Below are 19081 nucleotides of genomic sequence, written 5' to 3' on the forward strand. Positions count from 1 at the left end.
GCGATGTTTGAGCTACGAGTGCTGGATGGTTCGCGCCAGGGGGCGGCGTTGCCGCTGTTTGGCGGGCAATGGAGTATTGGTGCCCATCCGGAGGCTGACCTTTCGCTATATGACGAGGGGATTGCCGAGCGCCATGTGGTGCTGCGCTATATCGAGCAGTGCTGGTCGGTACAGGCCCAGGAGGGACTGGTGCGCGCCAATGACGGTCGGCTCCTGGCACAGATTGCCGACCTGGCACTGGATGTGCCGTTTTCGATTGGCAATATTCGACTGTGTGTGACCCTGGCTGATCAGCCGTGGCCGCAAGCTCCGGCTGCCGCGCCTGTTCCGTCGCCCGCCAGGCCGGTCAAGGAGGCGGCTGCGGGGCTGACGTTGTCGTCGATCTCCGGCTCGCAGCAAAAGCGGTTGATCAGCCTGGCGGTGGGGCTGGCCACAACGGGAGAGCACGAGGCCCAGGCATCGTTGATGCCGGTACAGAACCAGAAAAGCGCGCTGGACTCACCCTACGAAGTCCGTCAGCAACTGCTGAAAATGCTCGTCGAGCGGGAGTTGAGCCAGCGCGTCAGCCTACAGGTGGTGAATGGCCAGGTGGCGCTCGACGGTGATGTTTCCCAGGAGGATGTGGGGGTGGTATCACGCATGCTCAGTCGTTTTGGCGAGCAGTTCGAGACGCCTGTACCGGTGATCAGCCGGGTCAAGGAGCGCAGCTCGGTGTTCCCGTTCAAGATTCTGCAGATCGTCGGCGGGCCCAATGGCCATGTGGTCCTGGATGAAGGCAGCCGCCTGTTTGTCGGGGATGAAGTTGATGGCTTGCGCCTGGTGCTGATCGACAACAGCAAAGTGGTGTTCGACGGCGTACAGCGCTATGAGGTGCGCTGGTGAGTGCCGAATTGCAGGCACGCCTGGCCGCCTGGCAGCAGGACCGATCACAGGCACTGGCCAATTTCGCACCGGTCTCGGTGCGTGGGCGGATCCAGCGGGTCAATGGCATGTTACTGCAATGCCGCTTGCCTCATGCGCGTATCGGCGATTTGTGCCAGGTGGAAAAGGCCACGGGCGACTACATGCTGGCCGAGATCATTGGCTTCGATCAGCAGGATGCGGTGCTCAGCGCCTTGGGCAATCTTGAAGGCGTGCGGGTGGGCGCCAGTGTCGAGCAGTTGGGCGTCTCCCATCGGGTGCGTGTCAGTGATCAGCTGTTGGGCCAGGTACTGGACGGCTTTGGGCGCCCGATCACGGGGCAGGGCGCCAGTGCATTTGTCGAGGCGCAGGCCGAAGACACCAGCCTGGTGTTGTGCGAGGCGCCGTTGCCCACCGAGCGGCCGCGGATTCATCGGGCGTTGTCCACTGGGGTCCGTTCGATCGATGGCCTGCTGACCCTGGGCGAAGGCCAGCGCGTCGGCCTGTTTGCGGGCGCCGGTTGTGGCAAGACCACCTTGCTCGCGGAGATCGCGCGCAACGTTGACTGTGATGTGATTGTGTTTGGCCTGATTGGCGAGCGTGGCCGCGAGCTGCGCGAGTTCCTCGACCACGAACTCGATGACCAGTTGCGGGCCAAGGCGGTGTTGGTGTGTGCGACGTCCGACCGCTCGAGCATGGAACGCGCCCGGGCCGCCTTCACCGCCACTGCATTGGCCGAAGGTTATCGACGCAAGGGCAAGCGGGTGCTGTTGCTGATCGACTCCCTGACCCGTTTTGCCCGGGCCCAGCGTGAAATCGGCCTGGCTGCCGGTGAGCCGCTGGGGCGTGGCGGCCTGCCGCCGTCGGTGTACAGCTTGCTGCCGCGCCTGGTGGAGCGTGCCGGGCTGACCCGCGAGGGGGTGATCACGGCGATCTATACCGTGCTGATCGAGCAGGACTCCATGAGCGATCCGGTGGCCGATGAGGTGCGCTCGTTGCTCGATGGCCATATCGTCCTGTCGCGCAAATTGGCCGAGCGCGGCCACTATCCGGCGGTGGATGTGCTGGCCAGCCTGTCACGGATTTTGAGCAACGTCGCGGAGCCCGTGCATATCCAGGCCGGGACGGCACTGCGCCGCTTGTTGTCGGCGTACCAGCAGATCGAGTTGATGCTCAAGCTGGGGGAGTACCAGCCCGGCAACGATGCCCTGACTGACCTGGCCGTGGACAGTCGCCAGGCGGTGGATGGCTTCCTGCGCCAGGACTTGCGCGAACCGGCATCGATGTCGATGACCCTCGATCAATTGATGAGCCTGACGACCCATGTCCCTTTCTGAAATCGACACGTTGCGGCGCCTGCGCAGGCATCGGGCCGACCGTGCCGAGCGGGCGCTACGTGAGGCCAAGCGGCACCAGCAAGCCTTGCTGGCGCAAATCCAGCAGGCGCAAGAGGCACTTGAGCAAACCCGCCAGGAGGAAATCCAGAAGTCCGCGCAGTTGTTGAATCAGCATCAAGGGCAGGTGCTCTCACTGCAGCAACTCAAGGCCTGGAGTACCCAGGAGCGCTCATTGGCTGCCGGAACCCAGCGCGAAGAAGGGCAGCTGCAGGCACTACAGGGCCGGCGCGAGGAACAGGTGGTTCACGTCGCCACTGCGCAAAAGCAGGTCACCCAATGCTTGCGCGAGGTTGAGAAGCTCCAGGAGTTGTCCGTTTTATTGACCCAGGAAGAGGTACAGGAAGAGCTATGACGCAAGTTCCAGCAAGCAAGCCTGAACGACCGCGCCCCCGTGAGCCACGCGCGGAACAGGAGCCTGCGCTGTCGGGTGTGGTGCATTGGGAGCAAGGACTGTTGTTTGCCCAACTGCTGGGCGGTGATGCGGAGGGTGCAGGTTACGGCACCTCGGCATCGGCAGCCGGAGTGTCAGCCGATGCCTTGATGATCGAGGCGATGACGGCGCAATTGACTCCCCGAATTCACGGGAGCGCGCAATGGCCCCTGCAGGCGGTGCTTTACCTGCCGCGCCTGGGGCGGATCAACGCCAGCGTGCGCCGTGAACAGGGGGGCTGGAACATCGAGCTGGCGGCAGAGCAGGAACTTGCCGCGCGCTGGCTGACCGGCGTGCGGCAGGGCTGCCAGGAGCGCCTGGCCGAGGTGCTGGGCCAGCCCGTCGATTTGCATCTGGTCAATGTGGGCGCGGCATGATCATGCCTGCTTTAGCGCTGCCGCAGGTCAAGAGCGCCACGGTTGCGGCACGCCTGCGACTGGGGCGAGGCCTGCGCATGCCGTTCCAGGTGACAGGCCAGCACGGAGAGCTGCTGCTCGAGCCTGGGCGTGCGCCCAGGAGTGCTGCCGCGCTGTACTTCGAAAGTGCCTGTGGGCTATTGGCCTTCAGCGAGCCAGGGCCAATGTTCAGCCTGCTGGGGGAGTGCCCGGTGACGCTGGCAGAGGCCGGCAATGATCCGGATTCCTGGTTCTGGGAGTTATTCCAGCATCACTTGAGCCCTCAAGTGCGAGCGCTGTTCGGTTACCTGCGGCTGCGCACGGCCCCTGGAAAACTGAACTTCGGTTGCCGGCTCACGGTGACGCTGGGGCCCTCCAGGGTGGTGGGGTATCTGTTGCTGGCCCCCGAGAGCTTGCTGGCGCTGTGTGAGACCGGGCGCTGGCAGCCGACGGCCTTGCCATTACCGCCCTCGTTTCAGTTGGCGATTGCCGTGACGCTGGGGCGCTTGCTGCTGCCCGTGACGCAGGTGCGCAGCCTGCGGGCCGGCGACGTGCTGATGCTCGAACAAGCCTTTTTTGATGTGCGGGGCAATGGCCAGGTGCGCGCTGGCAAGCATCGCTTGCGCGGGTGCATTGACGATGAATCCGGGCCTGTGTGCCTGACACTTACATCTATCGAGGAAACGTCCGTGGACGAGGATCTTTCAGCACAACACTACTCGGAGTATGAAGACAATGATCTTGATGAACCGGTGGTGGATGTCTTTGGCCATGAGCCTTTCGACGAGTTGAGCATGGCCCTGAATGTACGCTGTGGCACCCTGAACCTGACCCTTGGCGAGCTGCGCAACCTGGCCCCCGGCGCGGTATTGAGTATCGCCGGCTACGCCCCCGGCATGGCTGGCCTGTACTACGGCGACCGGCCGATTGGCCAGGGCCAGTTGGTCGAAATGGATGGACGCCTGGGCTTGCAGTTGTCCCGTGTGATTTTCGCGCGATGACGCTGCAGGGGGTTGAACCCCTTATCCTGGCGCTGTTCATCGGGGCATTGGCCTTGATGCCGATGCTGTTGATCGTGTGCACGTCCTTTCTGAAAATCATCATTGTGCTGATGATCACCCGTAACGCCATCGGCGTGCAGCAAGTGCCCCCGAGCATGGCGCTCAACGGCATCGCGCTGGCGGCAACGTTGTTCATCATGGCGCCGGTGGGCTATGCGATCGCCCAGAACGTCAAGGACGCCCCGGTAGACCTGAGCAGTGTGCAACGGCTCCAGGAGACGGGGCTGGTGGCCATCGAGCCGCTGCGCCTGTTCATGACCCGCAACACCGACCCCGACATCCTGACCCACCTGGTGGAAAACACCGCCCGCATGTGGCCCCCGGAAATGGCGCAAAACGCCCACCGTGACGATCTCATGTTGCTGATCCCGGCCTATGTGATCTCGCAATTGCAGGCCGGGTTCGAGATCGGCTTCTTGATCTACATCCCGTTCATCGTCATCGACCTGATTGTCTCCAACCTGCTGCTGGCCCTGGGCATGCAGATGGTCTCGCCGATGACCATTTCCCTGCCCCTGAAATTGCTCCTGTTCGTGCTGGTTTCCGGGTGGTCGCGGCTGCTCGACAGCCTGTTCCTTTCTTATCTGTGAGTGATCTATGGAACCGATCGTGCTGTTCAAGCAGGGCATGCTGCTGGTGGTGGTGCTCTCGGCGCCGCCGCTGATCGTCGCGGTGATTGTCGGGGTGATGACGTCCCTGGTGCAGGCCCTGATGCAGGTGCAGGACCAGACCTTGCCCTTTGGGGTCAAGCTGGTTGCCGTCGGCATAACCCTGATATTGACCGGGCGCTGGATCGGCGTGGAGTTGATTCAACTGATCAATATGACCTTCGACATGATTGCCCGCTCGGCACTGAACTGAGGAACAGCCTTTGCTCCTTTATCTGGAATTTTTGCCCAGCCTGCTGATCAGCATGGCCCGCATCTACCCGTGCATGTTCCTGGTGCCGGCGTTTTGTTTCCAGCATGTGCGCGGCATGACCCGGCATACGATTGTGATGGTGCTGGCCTTGTTCCCCACGCCCGGCATCCATGCCGCGTTGATGGGCAAGGATTACTCGGCGCTGCTGCTTGCCGGGCTGGTGCTCAAGGAAGCGGCCCTGGGCCTGTTGCTGGGGGTGTTGCTGTTCATGCCGTTCTGGATGGTCGAGTCGGTCGGCGCGTTGCTCGATAACCAGCGAGGCGCCTTGGCGGGCGGGCAACTCAACCCCTCGCTGGGGCCGGATGCCACGCCGGTCGGGCATCTGTTCAAGCAGTTGGCGATTTTTCTGTTGATCACCACCCTCGGGCTGGGGGCGTTGACGCAGGTGATTTGGGACAGCTATCTGATCTGGCCACCCACGGCCTGGGTGCCACTGCCCGCAGTCAATGGCTTCAGCGTGTTCCTGGGCCTGCTCGGCGATACCTTCGTGCACATGATGCTCTACGCCGCGCCGTTCATCGCGGTGCTGTTGCTGCTGGAATTCGGCTTTGCCCTGCTGGGGCTCTACAGCCCGCAGTTGCAGGTGTCGACCCTGGCCATGCCGGCCAAGAGCCTGGCAGGCCTGGCCTTTTTACTGCTGTACTTTCCCCTGTTGGAAGATTTGATCGCCGGGCGCATGGGCCTTTTGCTCGACCTCAAGCACTCCCTGGGCCCGATGATTGGAGGCGTGGGGTCATGAGTGACTCAGGCGAGAAAAAACACGCGGCGACCCCCAAGAAACTCAAGGACCAACGCAAGAAAGGCCAGGTCGCACAGAGCCAGGACGTGGCCAAGTTATTGGTGCTTACCGCGATCAGCGAGATCGCCCTGTTTACTGCCCAAACCAGCCTGCAGCGCTTCCAGCAGTTGATGGCGCTGCCGTTTTCGCGCATTGGCCAACCGTTTGTTCGCGCCCTGGAAGAAGTGTTGATGGACGGCCTGGTGGTGTTTTTTTCGTTCGGCCTGTTGATGTGTGGGGTAGCGATTGCCGTGAAGCTGATGAGCAGTTGGCTGCAGTTCGGTTTTTTGTTCGCTCCGGAGAGCTTGAAGCCGGACTTCAATCGCCTCAACCCGCTCAATCAGGTCAAGCAGATGTTTTCTGCCCAGTCAGTGATCAACCTGTTGATGGGGCTCGCCAAGGCATTGCTGCTCTCGTTGATTCTGTATGTGGTGATCACCCCGTCCTTGGGGGTGCTGATCAACCTCGCCACCAGCGACCTGCAAAGCTACATCGTGGCGCTGATTACCTTGTTCCGCCATTTGCTGCACGCCTGCCTCGGGCTGCTGCTGGTGCTCGCGCTGGTCGACCTGGCCATGCAGAAGTACTTCTTTGCCAAGCGCATGCGTATGACCCAGGTGGAGGTGGTCAAGGAGTACAAAGACATGGAGGGCGATCCTCACGTCAAGGGCCAGCGCCGCTCCCTGGCCTACCAACTCGCCCAGGAAGAACCCAAGGTCAAGCTGCCCAAGCTTGAAGAGTCCGACATGCTGGTGGTCAACCCGACGCACTATGCCGTGGCGCTGTACTACAGGCCTGGCAAGACGCCGCTGCCCATGTTGGTCGACAAGGGCACGGATGCCCAGGCCCGCAAACTGATTGGCCGGGCCAAGGCTGCTGATGTGCCGGTGATCCAGTGTGTGTGGTTGGCGCGCATGCTGTATGAACGCAAGCTGGGCGCGCCGATCCCGCGGGAGACCTTGCAGGCGGTGGCGTTGATCTATCGCACCTTGCGTGAGCTGGATGATGAGGCCAAGCGCCAGACCCTGGAGCTGCCGGAGTTGGCGCGCCGCTAGGGCGCGCGGTGTACATCCAGGGCCTCGAGCCTGGCCAGGGAGAGCAGGCGGCTGACGATGTCATCGGCCGAATGGCCTTTTGGCGACCACGCATGCCAGATCACCAGGCTGCCTTTGGCATCAAGATAGACAAAGCAGCCATCGAACCCGATCGCGTGGGCAAAGCGCCGCTTCAGCACCTGGTCCAACTGGCCAGGCTGCAACGCCTCAGGCGCAATCTGCAAGGCCAGGCCGGCTTGGCGCCCGGCATTCAGACGGCATAGGCCAATGCCCGGACACAGCGACTGGTAGGCGGCATTGCCGCTTACCAGGTTGTCCAGGAGTACCTGGCGACGCGCACCCTCGTCGGGCAATCCCATGCTTGTCATTGCTCCAGCGAGATCGTCTGGTAATCGGCCCTTTCGCCCGAAGGGCCGGGTTCGACCCGCATCTGCGGCGGCCACCAGACCACCAGCTTGCCGGCGCTCGATTGTGGCCGTGAACAGGAGTCACCTTTGCACGTTGGTGTACAACCGCCCATCAACAGAGCCAGTGCGAAGAGGGTGATGCCGGCGAGTGGTTGTTTCATGGCGCAGTCTTCCGTGTTGGGGTGAGCAGGGACGGGCGGGAGATACCGATGTGTTCATCCTTGACCACCGGGCGCATGGCGATGAACACCTCAGCCTCTTCGCCCGGCTTGAGCCAGGCCCGTGGCCAGACGCTGACGGCCAGGGTCTGGGCGTTGCTGCATTCGTTTTCATCGATGCGCACGTTGCGTTTGAACTGGTTGCGCATCACCACCACCGCCACGTTGAACTGCGGGCCTGCGTACCACTGGCTGCGTTCGGTATTGAGCGCCAGCAACTCGCGAGGGTTGCACAAGGTGTTCAGGCCCAGGGGCATGGGCGCGGCCTTGAACGCATCGGGTACCTGGCCGGTGACGAGGTGGGCGAGGGCGCTGGTGATCTCGCTGCGCTTGATCACCGGCGGGTGCCCGGCATAGCGCCTGGCCAACGGCTTGAGGGCTGCTTGCAGTTCCACCTGGTCGTCCTGGGGCAAGTAGCGTGACGGGTCGGCCTGGTCGCCGATCACCCGTGGGGTCAGGATAAACAGGCGTTCACGCCGGTTGTTTTTGCGCTGGGTTGAAGAAAACAGCGCCTTGCCCAGCAAGGGAATATCCCCCAGTACCGGCACTTTGTTTTTCTGGTCGGCGCTTTCGGTGACATGGAACCCGCCGACCACCAGCGAGCGTTTTTCCGCCATCACCGCCTGGGTGCTGACCTTGCCCCGGCGCACATCGGGGCCGATGCGCTCCGGGTTGGACTCGTCGAAGTTGCCGTCCTCAATATCCACCGCCAGATAGACCTGGTGGCTGCCGCGCGAGGTGATGACCCGCGGCACCACCTGGAAACTGGTGCCCACGGTGATGGGCAAGATGGTTGCGTTTTCGACGCCGGCGGTCAGGTACTGGGTGCGATTGAAGTCAATCACCGCCGGCTGGTTTTCCAGGGTCAACACTGACGGGTTGGACACCATGGTCGCCAGTCCCTTGGCCTCCAGGGCCCGGATGTCCGCGTAGAAACGGTCACGGTTCTCGATCGATATTTGCGCGGAGGTGCCGGGCGCCATGTTCACACCGGCGCGAAAGCGACTGTTCTGAAAGCCCCAGTTGACCCCGAACTCGCGCAGTTGCGTGCGCTCGATATCAAGGATGATGGCGTCTATCTCCACCAGCTTGCGTGCCACATCGAGTTGAGCGATCAGTTCGCGGTACATTGCCTGGCGCTCTGGCAGGTCATAGATCAATACCGCGTTGTTACGCACATCGGCCTCGACACGGATCTTGCCTCGGGCAGGCGGTGCCCGGGATGTGAGCGCCATGCTTGGCCCCGTCTGCCCCAGGGACGCTTGCGAGCCGAGCATCTGGTCCAGCATCGGGTTGCCCAGGCGGGGCAGGATCGGGGTTATGGGCGAAGGCTGCGATGACGAGGTGGGGCGTGGGTTCATTGACGACAGTGCCGAGGCATCGCGAGGCTCCAATAACCCGCGCAACATGCTGGCAACCCCCGGGATGACCAGCTTTTCGCCACGGTAATCAATCGGGCGGTCCGCCGCGTTGGCGAACTTGAGCGGGAACGTCAGCACGCTCTGTTTTTCGTCGGGAGATTTACGCTGGCTGCTGAAGTTCTTGATCTGCTCGATATAGCGCTTGGGGCCTGAGACCAGCACCACGCCATCGTCGGGCAGTTCGCCCCAGCCAAAACGGCTATCGAGCAGGCCAATATCGGTCAGTGCCTGCTTCAAGTCAGCCACGGTCTCGGCGGACACCTCCAGGCGCGCGGACTCTTGCTGGTCCAGGGTGCTGATGTACAGCGTGTTGTTGTACATGTACCACTGGAAGCGGTGTTCTACCCCCAGCCTGTCGAGCATCGACTGCGGGGTGTTGGCGCGTATCTTGCCATTGACGTTGCCCTCCAGCAGGCCGTCGATCTGCAATTGCGTGCCAAAGGTCTGGGCGAAATCCTCCAGTACATCGCGCACCGGCTTATGTTCGGCTTCATAGGCGTATGCGGTGTTTTTCCATTCGGCGGGGATAGCGGCGAGGGGGCTCTGCAAGGGCGCCAGCAACCAGGGCAGCACCAGCAGGCAGCACCAACGGCGGCTTTTTTGGGGGGATGCAGGCGAGACGGCGCGCAAGCAAGTGCGCTTGTGGTTTTTGTTATACATGGAGCGTTCCCTGATTAGTGCGGCAGCGATCGGAGTGACGTGGGCTGGAACCTTGGGGTTGGTTTTGTGAGGCGCGTAATCATTGCGCGCCAGGTATCGCGCTGGTTGAGCAGGGCTTCGAGACTGTCCAATAGATGCTTTTCGCCGGCGCTGTGCGGTAGACACTGGACGAGCCAGAGCACACCCGTTGCAGGCGCCTGGGCGAGCGCTCCCTGAAAGTGACTCAGGCTTGCATTGCCCAGGCGCATCCAGGTGTGGAGGTGTGATTTGTCAGGCCGGCTTGAGGTCAGTTGGACGCGCAGTAACAGGGTGTCAGAACCGCGGCTGAGGATTATTTCGTCGTCATCCTCAAACAGTATTAGTTCTTCAGTACGGCTGTTCAACCAGTTGCAAAGTAGCTCCTTCAATTTACTGCCCGCTGTCCAGGCCAGACTTGAGCAGCATATGCCTGGCTCTAATATGCTCGGTGTAAACGTATTCGGATTTGCGATTCTTCCTCAGCAGTTCGTAGAACAAAGCCATATCTTCCTCAGATCCAGAGTTGTCTTCCATCAAGTCGCGGACATCGTTTCTAGTGAGCTTCGCATCCTGTACAAGTCGTGCTCTATAACCTTCGTAGTAGTTCATGGCTTCGCTCCTTTTGTGTTTCCTCTCTGTGGTTTGTATTTCGAATTGGTTCCAGATGTAGCCATTTATTTTGGATACATATGCGTGTTTAAAATCAGCTGCCCAAGAACTTGTCGCTTTGTTCCTGGAAACTATCGCGCATGGCGGCCCAGCCGATACAGAAGTCTCCCTCTTCGGTCTGTAGCAGCAGTGTTTGAGGTTTGACCGTATCGTCAGCACGCAACGCCCAGAGCGTATTGTTGTGGCCGGCCAAGAAGTGCCTGGCGGCTTCCAGTTCCTGTGGATGGCATAGCAAAGCCGCCTTGACCAGCGGAACCTGGCTTGCCATCAATTGCTTGATCAGGGCCGCCATGCGTTGTGCTGGGGGCGTTTCTTCGAGCAGCAGATCAATAGCCTGGTTGGCGATAGACGAGGCATAGCGCTCAAGGTTGTCGTACATCGCCTGGCGCTCGACTTCCCAGCGTTTGAACTGCGCATCGGCACGTTGCCAGATCTCAAGGCCGGCCTGTTCCAGGAGCTTTTCACGCTGCTTTTCTGCCAACTTCAGCAATTTCCTGGCCTGGGCATTGGCGTGTTCCAACACAGTGTTGGCCTGGGCATAACCCGCCAGCGTTTCGCGGGGGATCAGGGTTTCGGGAGTGGCAGCGGCACCTTTGGGCAAGTCGATTTTATGTCGGCAAAACATCGTTTTCAGTCTCCATGGTCCTTGGCATAAGGCGCTTTACCGTCGCTGTTGATCGTTGCAATCCGCCAGACTACGGCGTGCCAAAGGGTATCGAGGCGACTGTACGAGTCGCCCAGCGAAAGGGCGTTTTTCTCCAGCTCCAAGACGCGCCTGCGAGAAAACCTCAATCTGATTCTCTGCCAGGTTGGCGGGCTGACCCAGGTTCGTAGTAATTGCAGGGGGTCGTCATCGGGCAACAACATATCTGCAGGCAACGCCTTGGAGAGTCGGTTGCACCACTGGAGGAGGCTTTCATTCAATAGGCTGGCGTGGCTCGGGCGACACGTGCTGTCGACCAATGCCAGCACCAGGTCCAGTTGGTCCGGCGAGGCGAGCGCCAATTGAAGCAGGGTGGGCTGGGGCGGGGGAGGCAGGCAGGGGGCGATGCCGTATATCTTGCCTACCCATGAATGCCGACTGCGATACAGCCCATTCAGCGCAGGGTGTTCATCAGCCGCTCTCCAATCTTCACGCGAATACATCCAGGGGGTTGCCCACCACTGGACCCAAGCCAGGTTACTCATCGGGCGCGTGGGCCGGGGCGTTAGGGGATGGCGGCGGCAGTACGCGCTGGCCTCGGATCCGCCAGAACGTTACAGCGAGAATCAGCAGCACCAAAACGATCAGGGTGAATGTGACACTGGCCCGCCAAAATCCAATGTCGTCCCCGGGAACCAGGAATGGACCGAAATAGGCCAGGCGTTGCTGCTCCATGTAGGCCGTTGCCGGGACGAATACCACGGTCAATTTTTGCGGGTTTTCGGCAGTGTTGGTCATGCCAGGGATACTGCTGGCAACCAGCCGGCGCACACGGGCCTGGATGTTGTCGGGGTCGAGCCGGGGATCGTGTTTGATGAACACCGATGCGGAGGCGGGTTGCACCGGTTCACCCGGTGCGACTCGCTCGGGCAACACCACGTGTACCCGGGCGACGATGACTCCGTCGATGTTCGACAGCGTTGTTTCCAGCTCCTGGGACAAGGCATAGATATAGCGCGCCCGTTCCTCAAGCGGGGTCGAGATGACCCCTTCCTTGCGGAACGTCTCGCCCATGGTGGCGCGGGCGGCCTTGGGCAATCCCACTGCATCCAGGGTACGTACGGCGCGTCCGATGTCGGATGCGTTGACCATCACGACAACACCATCTTTGGCGGGAACTTTGCTGGCGCGTATATGTTTGTCTGCCAACTCTGCGAGGACCTCGTTGGCTTCCTGCTCAGAGAGTTGACGGTGAAGTTCGATACGTTCACTACAGGCATTGAGCATAAATGAAAACGCTAGAACTAATGCAATACGCAGGGTGCGAGTCATGTTTATCTACTGAAGATTGCAGATTTTATCCACGCACTGTGCGGTTTTACCGACACTCTTGACGAGTAAATGCGTGAGCAATAGCGTATCGGACAGTTGGTCCGGGTATTTGCGCGCTTCGTCAAACTTATCGTCGCCACTCAGGGCACGCAGACTTTTGGTCATGCGTTGGGTTACGGAGGATAGTTTGCCTGATGCCTCGGAAAGCATACTTTGTGGCGTCGTATAAGTTGTCGTCGAATTTGCCGGCATTGACGGTGCCATGATTGAGGCAAAAAAGTTCACGTCGGTACTAGAGACAGATGATTCTTGTGCGCTTGCGGCGCCAGCAAGATTATTCTCTTCAAAAGAACTTACTCTTCCTATAAACATATGGCGCCTATTACGTAAGTACTCAGGAGGGGAGGTGTAGCGCAGACTTTAAGTGGCCTTCCCGCTGTCAAGCACCAGGAAGGCCAGAGGGCTGCCGGACTGATTACAAACGGAGTGCGTCAGCGGCTGTTTTTATACCTGCGGTATTTTGGTTCTCCGCAGTTTTCCAAGCGTTTTTCACACCATCTGCCCTCTTTTTTGCTTCTGCGGCTTCAAGGCCCGCGTCGGCCTGTTCTACACTCATACCACCAGCGCCGCTGCCGTAAGGGTTAGATCCGGAAGAGCCAATAGAACCGATACTCATATTTTTTACTCCGTACTTAACGTTGATCTCACTGGAATAGGGCGATCCTGAGAGGTGGTGTGTCACATCCAGTTTCGCTGTTCCATGATTTATGTGGCGCAGAAGATGTATGCGTTCCACGTGTTTCTGGAGGGTGTATTTCAAAAGGTGTAACTTTTTCAGCGCCGTGCGGGTGAGTTGTGCAAGGTACTCAGGTCAGTGATATTTCCAGTTGTTTCATCCGGTAATAAAGTGTGCGCTTGGCAACGCCTAGTTCGATGGCCACCACGTCGACGTTGTGGGCGTGGCGGTTCAGTGAGGCTTCAATCAGGGATTTTTCTATCTGCTGTAGCCGCTCCTTGAGAGGCATGTTCATGTCTGCGCGCTCTGCCTCGGGGACGCAAAGGGGGGCTAACCCCAGGACGAAACGCTTGGCCGTCGAACGCAGCTCGCGGACATTCCCCCGCCAGGGATGACACAGTAATTGTGTTAACAGGTGGCTGGGGGGGGCCGGCACAGGGCATTTGAAATACTCGGCCTCCTGCCGGATCATTTTCAGGAACAAAGGGATGATGCGATCTCGTTGCTCGCGCAGCGGCGGCAGGTTGATGTTGACCACGTTCAGGCGAAAGTACAGATCGCGCCTGAACGCTCCTTGCTCGACCATCTCATGCAAGGATTGCTGCGCGGAGGCGATCACGCGCATATCCACTGGAATAAACCGGGTTGAGCCCAGGCGCTCAACCCCCCGCGACTCCAGCACCCGCAGCAATTTGGCCTGCAGGGTCAGCGGCATGCTGTCTATTTCGTCAAGATACAAGGTCCCCAGGTGCGCGGCCTCGACAGAACCTGCACGTGACTGCATCGCCCCTGTGTAGGCCCCGCTGTTGACACCGAACAGTTGGCTTTCGGCAAGGCTCTCCGGTATTGCCGCACAGTTGAGTGCGACGAAATTCCCCCGCCGCCCCGATAAGCAATGAACACGTTGCGCCAAGGTGTCCTTACCCGTCCCCGTTTCCCCCAGCAGCAGCATGTCAATGTTGAGCGGGGCGGTATTTATGATAGTTGTTTCGATGTCTGGGTATTCGTTGAATGGCGTATCTGTTTCAACTTCGTTTTGATAGGAGGCCGACATATTGCTATTGCTCCAATAGAGTTGTCGCTTCACTATTGTTTGAATTAGCGAATGATATTGACCAGTAGACCGCAAAATATCCAGGTTGTCATCGCGAAAGGATGTTGGAATGCGCCGCTGTTGTGCTTTAAGTGTTTAGGGCGTTGTTCTTGGGAAATATTCAAGTTTTTGTAGGAAGGTTATTTGTAGCTGTTGGTAGGAGAAGTCTTAAATTATTTATGAATGTTATTGATTAGGCAAATCTCATGCTTGAAGTGGTTGCGTCCTGTTTTTTAGATGTCTTTATTAAAAATATTTAACGATTGCTTGATGTTTCATGGGCCGCTTGAACTGTTGGAGATCGGCATCGTTATTGGTGCGGCCATAAAAAAAGCCGATGCTGGGCATCGGCTTTTTTGTGGGGGCATAGGCCGCCGGTGAAGCGTTATACGTTGAAGCGGAAGTGCATCACATCGCCATCCTTGACGATGTATTCCTTGCCTTCCAGGCGCCATTTGCCGGCTTCCTTGGCCCCGGCTTCGCCCTTGAACTGGATGAAGTCGTTGTAGGCGATCACTTCGGCGCGGATAAAGCCTTTTTCGAAGTCGGTGTGGATCACACCCGCAGCCTGTGGCGCGGTGGCGCCAACCTTGACGGTCCAGGCACGCACTTCTTCGACACCGGCGGTGAAATAGGTCTGCAGGTGCAGCATTTCGTAGCCCGCACGGATCACGCGGTTCAGGCCAGGCTCTTCCAGGCCCAGGGCCTCGAGGAACATGTCTTTCTCTTCGCCGTCTTCCAGCTCGGCGATTTCCGCTTCGATCTTGTTGCACACCGGTACAACCATCGCGCCTTCTTCTTCGGCAATGGCCATGACCACGTCGAGCAGCGGGTTGTTTTCAAAACCGTCTTCAGCCACGTTGGCGATGTACATCACAGGCTTGGTGGTCAGCAGGTGGAAGCCTTTGATCACGGCCTTTTCGTCGGTGCTCATGCTCTTCATCAGGCTGCGTGCAGGCTTGCCCAGGGTGAAGTGTGCGATCAGTTGCTCAAGCAAGGCCTTCTGGACCACTGCGTCCTTGTCGCCGCCCTTGGCGTTGCGCGTGACCTTTTGCAGTTGCTTTTCGCAGCTGTCGAGGTCGGCAAAGATCAGTTCCAGGTCGATGATCTCGATATCGCGTTTCGGGTCGACGCTGTTGGAGACGTGGATCACGTTCTCGTCTTCAAAGCAGCGGACCACGTGGGCGATGGCATCGGTCTCGCGGATGTTGGCGAGGAACTTGTTGCCCAGGCCTTCACCTTTCGACGCACCGGCTACCAGGCCTGCGATGTCGACGAACTCCATGGTGGTCGGCAGGATGCGCTTGGGATTGACGATGGCCGCCAGGGCCTCCAGGCGCGGATCGGGCATTGGCACGATACCGGTGTTGGGTTCGATGGTGCAGAAGGGGAAGTTCTCCGCCGCAATACCGGACTTGGTCAGGGCGTTGAACAGGGTGGACTTGCCGACGTTAGGTAGGCCGACGATGCCGCAATTGAATCCCATGGTGTTTCCCCTCGGATAAGAGTCAGGCCTTCTGGCTGTGCAGGTTTTTCATCGCACGGTTCCATTCACCGGCGAAGATATCCGGCAGCACGCCGAGGGCAAAATCGATGCTGGCATCGAGTTTTTCCTGTTCGGCGCGTGGCGCACGACCCAGGACGAAATTTGAAACCATACTGGCAACGCCTGGGTGGCCAATGCCGAGCCGCAGGCGGTAGAACGTATTCTGATTGCCCAACTGCGCGATGATGTCGCGCAGGCCATTATGACCGCCGTGGCCGCCGCCTTGCTTGAGCTTGGCAACGCCGGGGGGCAGGTCCAGTTCGTCATGGGCCACCAGGATTTCCTCGGGTTTGATCCGGAAGAAGCCCGCAAGCGCCGCGACAGCCTGGCCGCTGCGGTTCATGTAGGTGGTGGGAATCAGCAGACGAACATCCTGACCCTGATGCGAGAAGCGTCCGGTCAGGCCAAAATATTTGCGATCGGCCACCAGGTTGATGCCTTGGGCGTGGGCGATACGCTCAACAAAAAGGGCCCCCGCGTTATGCCGGGTCTGTTCGTATTCGGCGCCTGGATTTCCCAGGCCAACGATCAGTTTAATGGCAGTCACGACAGGGGCCCTTCCTTTGGAGTTGTGGATAACATCGCCGCAACCAACGGGCGGCGAAAGTGGACAACAAGAGATCATTTACTCAAGAGTAAACGCCGCGTTATCGCCCGCTTTCTCGCTACGTTTCGGTCCGCGATGTTTCCTCAAGCTCCGGCATTACAGAGTGAATTACTCTGCAGCGCCTTCTTCAGCTTCTGGTGCAACGCGCGGAGCGTGAACGTTTGCAACAGCTTTGTCATCACCGTGAGCCAGTGCGACGAACTCAACGCCTTTAGGCGCCTTGAGGTCGGACAGGTGGATGATGTCGCCGATTTCAGCAGCCGACAGGTCGACTTCGATGAACTCAGGCAGGTCTTTCGGCAGGCAGGTCACTTCGATCTCGGCTACAACGTGCGAGATTTCGCCGCCTTTCTTGATCGGAGCAGCTTCGCCAACGAAGTGCACAGGTACGATAGCGGTCAGTTTCTGACCGGCTACAACGCGTACGAAGTCAGCGTGCAGCACGTGGCCTTTAGCTGGGTGACGTTGCAGGGCCTTGATGATGACGTTCTGCTTTTTGCCACCTACGTTCAGCTCGATGATGTGGCTGTAGGCCGCATCGTTTTCGAGCAGTTTGGCAATTTCTTTAGCCAGCATGCTGATGGATTCAGGGGCTTTTTCGCCACCGTAGACTACAGCTGGAACCAGGCTTGCGAGACGACGCAGGCGGCGGCTCGCACCTTTCCCCAGGTCGGAACGCACTTCAGCATTCAAAGTAAAATCGTTCATGTTGTATCTCCAAAATAACCACATTCGCCCCAGCGTTTGCGACCAGCGCTAAAGGCGATATGGGCAAAAAAGCCCCGCCCCAGCAGAGTGCTGGGGCGGGGCGCTTTTCGTCAGGTTGATGCTGCCAAGGTTTGACCCTTAGCGGAACATCGCGCTGATCGATTCTTCATTGCTGATACGGCGAACCGCCTCAGCAACAACCGGGGCGATATCCAGTTGACGGATACGCGCACAGGCTTGAGCAGCTGCGGACAACGGGATGGTGTTGGTCACCACCAGTTCGTCCAGCACGGAGTTCTCGATGTTCTCGATCGCTCGGCCCGACAGCACAGGGTGTGTGCAGTAGGCGAAGACTTTAGCCGCACCGTGCTCTTTCAAGGCTTTTGCCGCGTGGCACAGGGTGCCGGCGGTATCGACCATGTCATCGACCAGAATACAGGTACGCCCTTCGACATCACCGATGATATGCATCACTTCAGAGTGATTGGCTTTCTCACGGCGTTTGTCGATGATCCCGAGGTCCACGCCCAGGGATTTGGCAACAGCCCGTGCACGCACGACGCCACCAATGTCCGGGGACACGATCATCAGGTTTTCAAAGCGCTGGTCTTCGATGTCATCCACCAGGACGGGGGAGCCGTAGATGTTATCTACCGGAATATCGAAGAACCCCTGGATTTGGTCAGCGTGCAGGTCAACCGTGAGAACACGGTCGATACCTACCACGGTCAGCATGTCAGCGACGACTTTCGCGCTGATAGCCACACGTGCAGAACGCGGACGGCGATCCTGACGGGCATAACCAAAGTAAGGGATTACAGCTGTGATTCGAGTCGCTGAGGAGCGGCGGAAGGCATCAGCCATCACGACGAGTTCCATCAGGTTATCGTTGGTCGGAGCGCAAGTCGGCTGAATAATGAAAACATCTTTACCGCGGACATTTTCATTGATCTCGGCTGTAATCTCGCCGTCGGAAAATTTACCGACAGAGATGTCACCGAGAGGGATATGCAGCTGACGTACAACACGCCGAGCCAGATCGGGGTTGGCATTCCCCGTAAAGACCATCATCTTGGACACGCGCAGTACCTAGAGGCTGAGGGTAACCTGGATGAGTATAGAAAATGGCAGGGGCGGCTGGATTCGAACCAACGCATGGCAGGATCAAAACCTGCTGCCTTACCGCTTGGCGACGCCCCTGTATCTGTTGCAACGAGTACCCAGTACTCGGTTCCTTTAGAGCAGACTTTGCAACTTGCGATGCAACATCGAAACGTTGCTTCCCTTTGCTACAAACCCTGTAAGGGTCTCTGTAAGAAGGGCCGAGACTTTATCAGCTTCAGCTTTGTTTGGGAAGCCCCCAAACACACAACTTCCAGTTCCGGTGAGTTTTGCTTCGGTAAATTTACCTAACAAATTCAAAGCGTTACGTACATCTGGATAACGCCTTGCTACCACCGGTAAGCAGTCATTTCGACTGTTTCCCTTGGGAACGGGGCGCACTTTAATGGGAGAAGAGTTACGTGTCAACAACGGATCTGAAAAAATTTCTGCTGTACTTACAGATACTTGCGGAACAAGCACGACATACCACGGCTCTTCGGGGTCTACGGGTGTGAGTTTTTCCCCGACACCCTCAGCAAATGCGGCGTGTCCACGCACAAAAACCGGGACGTCGGCGCCCAGGGTCAGGCCCAGTGCGGCCAGGCGATCTTCGTCCCAACCCAGTTGCCATAAGTGATTGAGACCGAGCAGGGTGGTCGCGGCATTCGAGCTGCCGCCGCCGATGCCGCCGCCCATGGGCAGGATTTTATCGATCCAGATATCGATGCCCAGCGTACAACCGGATTGCTGCTGAAGTTTTTTTGCGGCCTTCACGATCAGATTGCTGTCGTGGGGTACATCGGCAAATTCGGTGTGCAGTTGAATCACGCCATCGTCGCGCACGGCGAAGGTCATCTCGTCGCCGTAGTCGAGAAATTGAAACAGCGTCTGCAACTCGTGGTAGCCGTCTTCACGACGACCGAGGATGTGCAGCATCAAATTGAGCTTGGCCGGGGACGGCAGCGTCAGGCGTTCAGTCATG

Annotated in this window: 23 protein-coding genes and 1 tRNA gene; 9 read left to right on the plus strand and 15 right to left on the minus strand. The window is 58.9% G+C overall.

Annotated elements, in window-relative coordinates; translation table 11 throughout:
• The first annotated feature begins 3 nt into the window (after window positions 1-3).
• From ACSSVH_RS04140 to sctU, 9 genes are read left to right on the plus strand one after another with little or no spacing between them, the layout of a single operon-like run.
• Window positions 4-882 (plus strand): FHA domain-containing protein, encoded by an 879-nt coding sequence (locus ACSSVH_RS04140; RefSeq protein ID WP_492634117.1) that lies wholly within the window; start codon window positions 4-6, stop codon window positions 880-882.
• Window positions 879-2237: a FliI/YscN family ATPase gene (locus tag ACSSVH_RS04145; RefSeq protein ID WP_169954837.1), complete on the plus strand. Its 1359-nt coding sequence runs from the start codon at window positions 879-881 to the stop codon at window positions 2235-2237. The genes ACSSVH_RS04140 and ACSSVH_RS04145 overlap by 4 nt, the downstream gene beginning before the upstream one ends.
• Entirely contained in the window at window positions 2224-2649 is a 426-nt protein-coding gene (gene sctO, locus ACSSVH_RS04150; protein ID WP_492634118.1) for a type III secretion system stalk subunit SctO, read from the plus strand. The genes ACSSVH_RS04145 and sctO overlap by 14 nt, the downstream gene beginning before the upstream one ends.
• A complete protein-coding gene (locus ACSSVH_RS04155) occupies window positions 2646-3104 on the plus strand; it encodes a type III secretion system HrpP C-terminal domain-containing protein (protein ID WP_492634119.1) in 459 nt (152 codons plus the stop codon). Before sctO ends, ACSSVH_RS04155 begins: the two co-directional genes overlap by 4 nt.
• Complete coding sequence (locus tag ACSSVH_RS04160; RefSeq protein WP_169954840.1) at window positions 3101-4123, plus strand: FliM/FliN family flagellar motor switch protein; 1023 nt, start codon at window positions 3101-3103, stop codon at window positions 4121-4123. Before ACSSVH_RS04155 ends, ACSSVH_RS04160 begins: the two co-directional genes overlap by 4 nt.
• Window positions 4120-4773 carry a type III secretion system export apparatus subunit SctR gene (gene sctR, locus ACSSVH_RS04165; RefSeq protein WP_170058590.1) on the plus strand — a complete coding sequence of 218 codons (654 nt, stop codon included), beginning with the start codon at window positions 4120-4122 and terminating at the stop codon, window positions 4771-4773. The genes ACSSVH_RS04160 and sctR overlap by 4 nt, the downstream gene beginning before the upstream one ends.
• Window positions 4774-4780: 7 nt before the next feature.
• The gene (gene sctS, locus ACSSVH_RS04170; protein WP_169954842.1) at window positions 4781-5044 is read left to right on the plus strand and encodes a type III secretion system export apparatus subunit SctS; all 264 of its coding nucleotides are present in this window, start codon (window positions 4781-4783) and stop codon (window positions 5042-5044) included.
• Window positions 5045-5054: 10 nt separating this feature from the next.
• Window positions 5055-5843 carry a type III secretion system export apparatus subunit SctT gene (gene sctT / locus ACSSVH_RS04175; RefSeq protein WP_492634120.1) on the plus strand — a complete coding sequence of 263 codons (789 nt, stop codon included), beginning with the start codon at window positions 5055-5057 and terminating at the stop codon, window positions 5841-5843.
• The gene (sctU, locus tag ACSSVH_RS04180; protein WP_169954844.1) at window positions 5840-6937 is read left to right on the plus strand and encodes a type III secretion system export apparatus subunit SctU; all 1098 of its coding nucleotides are present in this window, start codon (window positions 5840-5842) and stop codon (window positions 6935-6937) included. Before sctT ends, sctU begins: the two co-directional genes overlap by 4 nt.
• On the opposite strand, the gene ACSSVH_RS04185 is transcribed toward sctU, so the two are convergent.
• The 15 genes from ACSSVH_RS04185 to ispE form a co-directional block, all read right to left on the minus strand.
• On the minus strand, window positions 6934-7296 hold the full coding sequence (locus ACSSVH_RS04185) for a transcriptional regulator (RefSeq protein ID WP_492634121.1): 363 nt from the start codon (window positions 7294-7296) through the stop codon (window positions 6934-6936). The two genes, sctU and ACSSVH_RS04185, sit on opposite strands and share 4 nt — an antisense overlap.
• Before the next feature lie 5 nt (window positions 7297-7301).
• On the minus strand, window positions 7302-7505 hold the full coding sequence (gene hrpT / locus ACSSVH_RS04190) for an HrpT family type III secretion system protein (protein ID WP_169954846.1): 204 nt from the start codon (window positions 7503-7505) through the stop codon (window positions 7302-7304).
• Complete coding sequence (sctC, locus tag ACSSVH_RS04195; protein WP_169954847.1) at window positions 7502-9643, minus strand: type III secretion system outer membrane ring subunit SctC; 2142 nt, start codon at window positions 9641-9643, stop codon at window positions 7502-7504. The genes hrpT and sctC overlap by 4 nt, the downstream gene beginning before the upstream one ends.
• A 408-nt stretch (window positions 9644-10051) precedes the next feature.
• Window positions 10052-10270, minus strand: a complete 219-nt coding sequence (locus ACSSVH_RS04200) for a hypothetical protein (RefSeq protein ID WP_169954848.1) — start codon at window positions 10268-10270, stop codon at window positions 10052-10054.
• Window positions 10271-10364: 94 nt separating this feature from the next.
• Window positions 10365-10955, minus strand: coding sequence for a type III secretion system stator protein SctL (gene sctL, locus ACSSVH_RS04205; protein WP_492634122.1), 591 nt, complete (start codon window positions 10953-10955; stop codon window positions 10365-10367).
• Between the two features lie 555 nt (window positions 10956-11510).
• Window positions 11511-12305: a type III secretion system inner membrane ring lipoprotein SctJ gene (gene sctJ / locus ACSSVH_RS04210; RefSeq protein WP_492634123.1), complete on the minus strand. Its 795-nt coding sequence runs from the start codon at window positions 12303-12305 to the stop codon at window positions 11511-11513.
• 6 nt (window positions 12306-12311) lie between these two features.
• On the minus strand, window positions 12312-12470 hold the full coding sequence (locus ACSSVH_RS04215; RefSeq protein WP_169954851.1) for a type III secretion system rspB: 159 nt from the start codon (window positions 12468-12470) through the stop codon (window positions 12312-12314).
• Window positions 12471-12780: 310 nt separating this feature from the next.
• On the minus strand, window positions 12781-13125 hold the full coding sequence (locus ACSSVH_RS04220) for a hypothetical protein (RefSeq protein ID WP_169954852.1): 345 nt from the start codon (window positions 13123-13125) through the stop codon (window positions 12781-12783).
• A 46-nt stretch (window positions 13126-13171) separates the two neighbouring features.
• Window positions 13172-14095 (minus strand): sigma 54-interacting transcriptional regulator, encoded by a 924-nt coding sequence (locus ACSSVH_RS04225; RefSeq protein ID WP_432755044.1) that lies wholly within the window; start codon window positions 14093-14095, stop codon window positions 13172-13174.
• 424 nt (window positions 14096-14519) lie between these two features.
• Complete coding sequence (gene ychF, locus ACSSVH_RS04230; protein WP_099167955.1) at window positions 14520-15620, minus strand: redox-regulated ATPase YchF; 1101 nt, start codon at window positions 15618-15620, stop codon at window positions 14520-14522.
• 22 nt (window positions 15621-15642) lie between these two features.
• A complete protein-coding gene (pth, locus tag ACSSVH_RS04235; protein WP_032857782.1) occupies window positions 15643-16227 on the minus strand; it encodes an aminoacyl-tRNA hydrolase in 585 nt (194 codons plus the stop codon).
• Window positions 16228-16395: 168 nt separating this feature from the next.
• A complete protein-coding gene (locus ACSSVH_RS04240) occupies window positions 16396-16995 on the minus strand; it encodes a 50S ribosomal protein L25/general stress protein Ctc (RefSeq protein ID WP_169954853.1) in 600 nt (199 codons plus the stop codon).
• 138 nt (window positions 16996-17133) lie between these two features.
• On the minus strand, window positions 17134-18075 hold the full coding sequence (locus tag ACSSVH_RS04245; protein WP_003171603.1) for a ribose-phosphate pyrophosphokinase: 942 nt from the start codon (window positions 18073-18075) through the stop codon (window positions 17134-17136).
• Window positions 18076-18120: 45 nt separating this feature from the next.
• Window positions 18121-18195: transfer RNA gene (locus ACSSVH_RS04250), tRNA-Gln, on the minus strand.
• 36 nt (window positions 18196-18231) lie between these two features.
• Window positions 18232-19080: a 4-(cytidine 5'-diphospho)-2-C-methyl-D-erythritol kinase gene (gene ispE / locus ACSSVH_RS04255; RefSeq protein WP_170043038.1), complete on the minus strand. Its 849-nt coding sequence runs from the start codon at window positions 19078-19080 to the stop codon at window positions 18232-18234.
• Window position 19081: the final 1 nt, after the last annotated feature.

The sequence above is a fragment of the Pseudomonas sp. HC1(2025) genome (assembly GCF_058742075.1).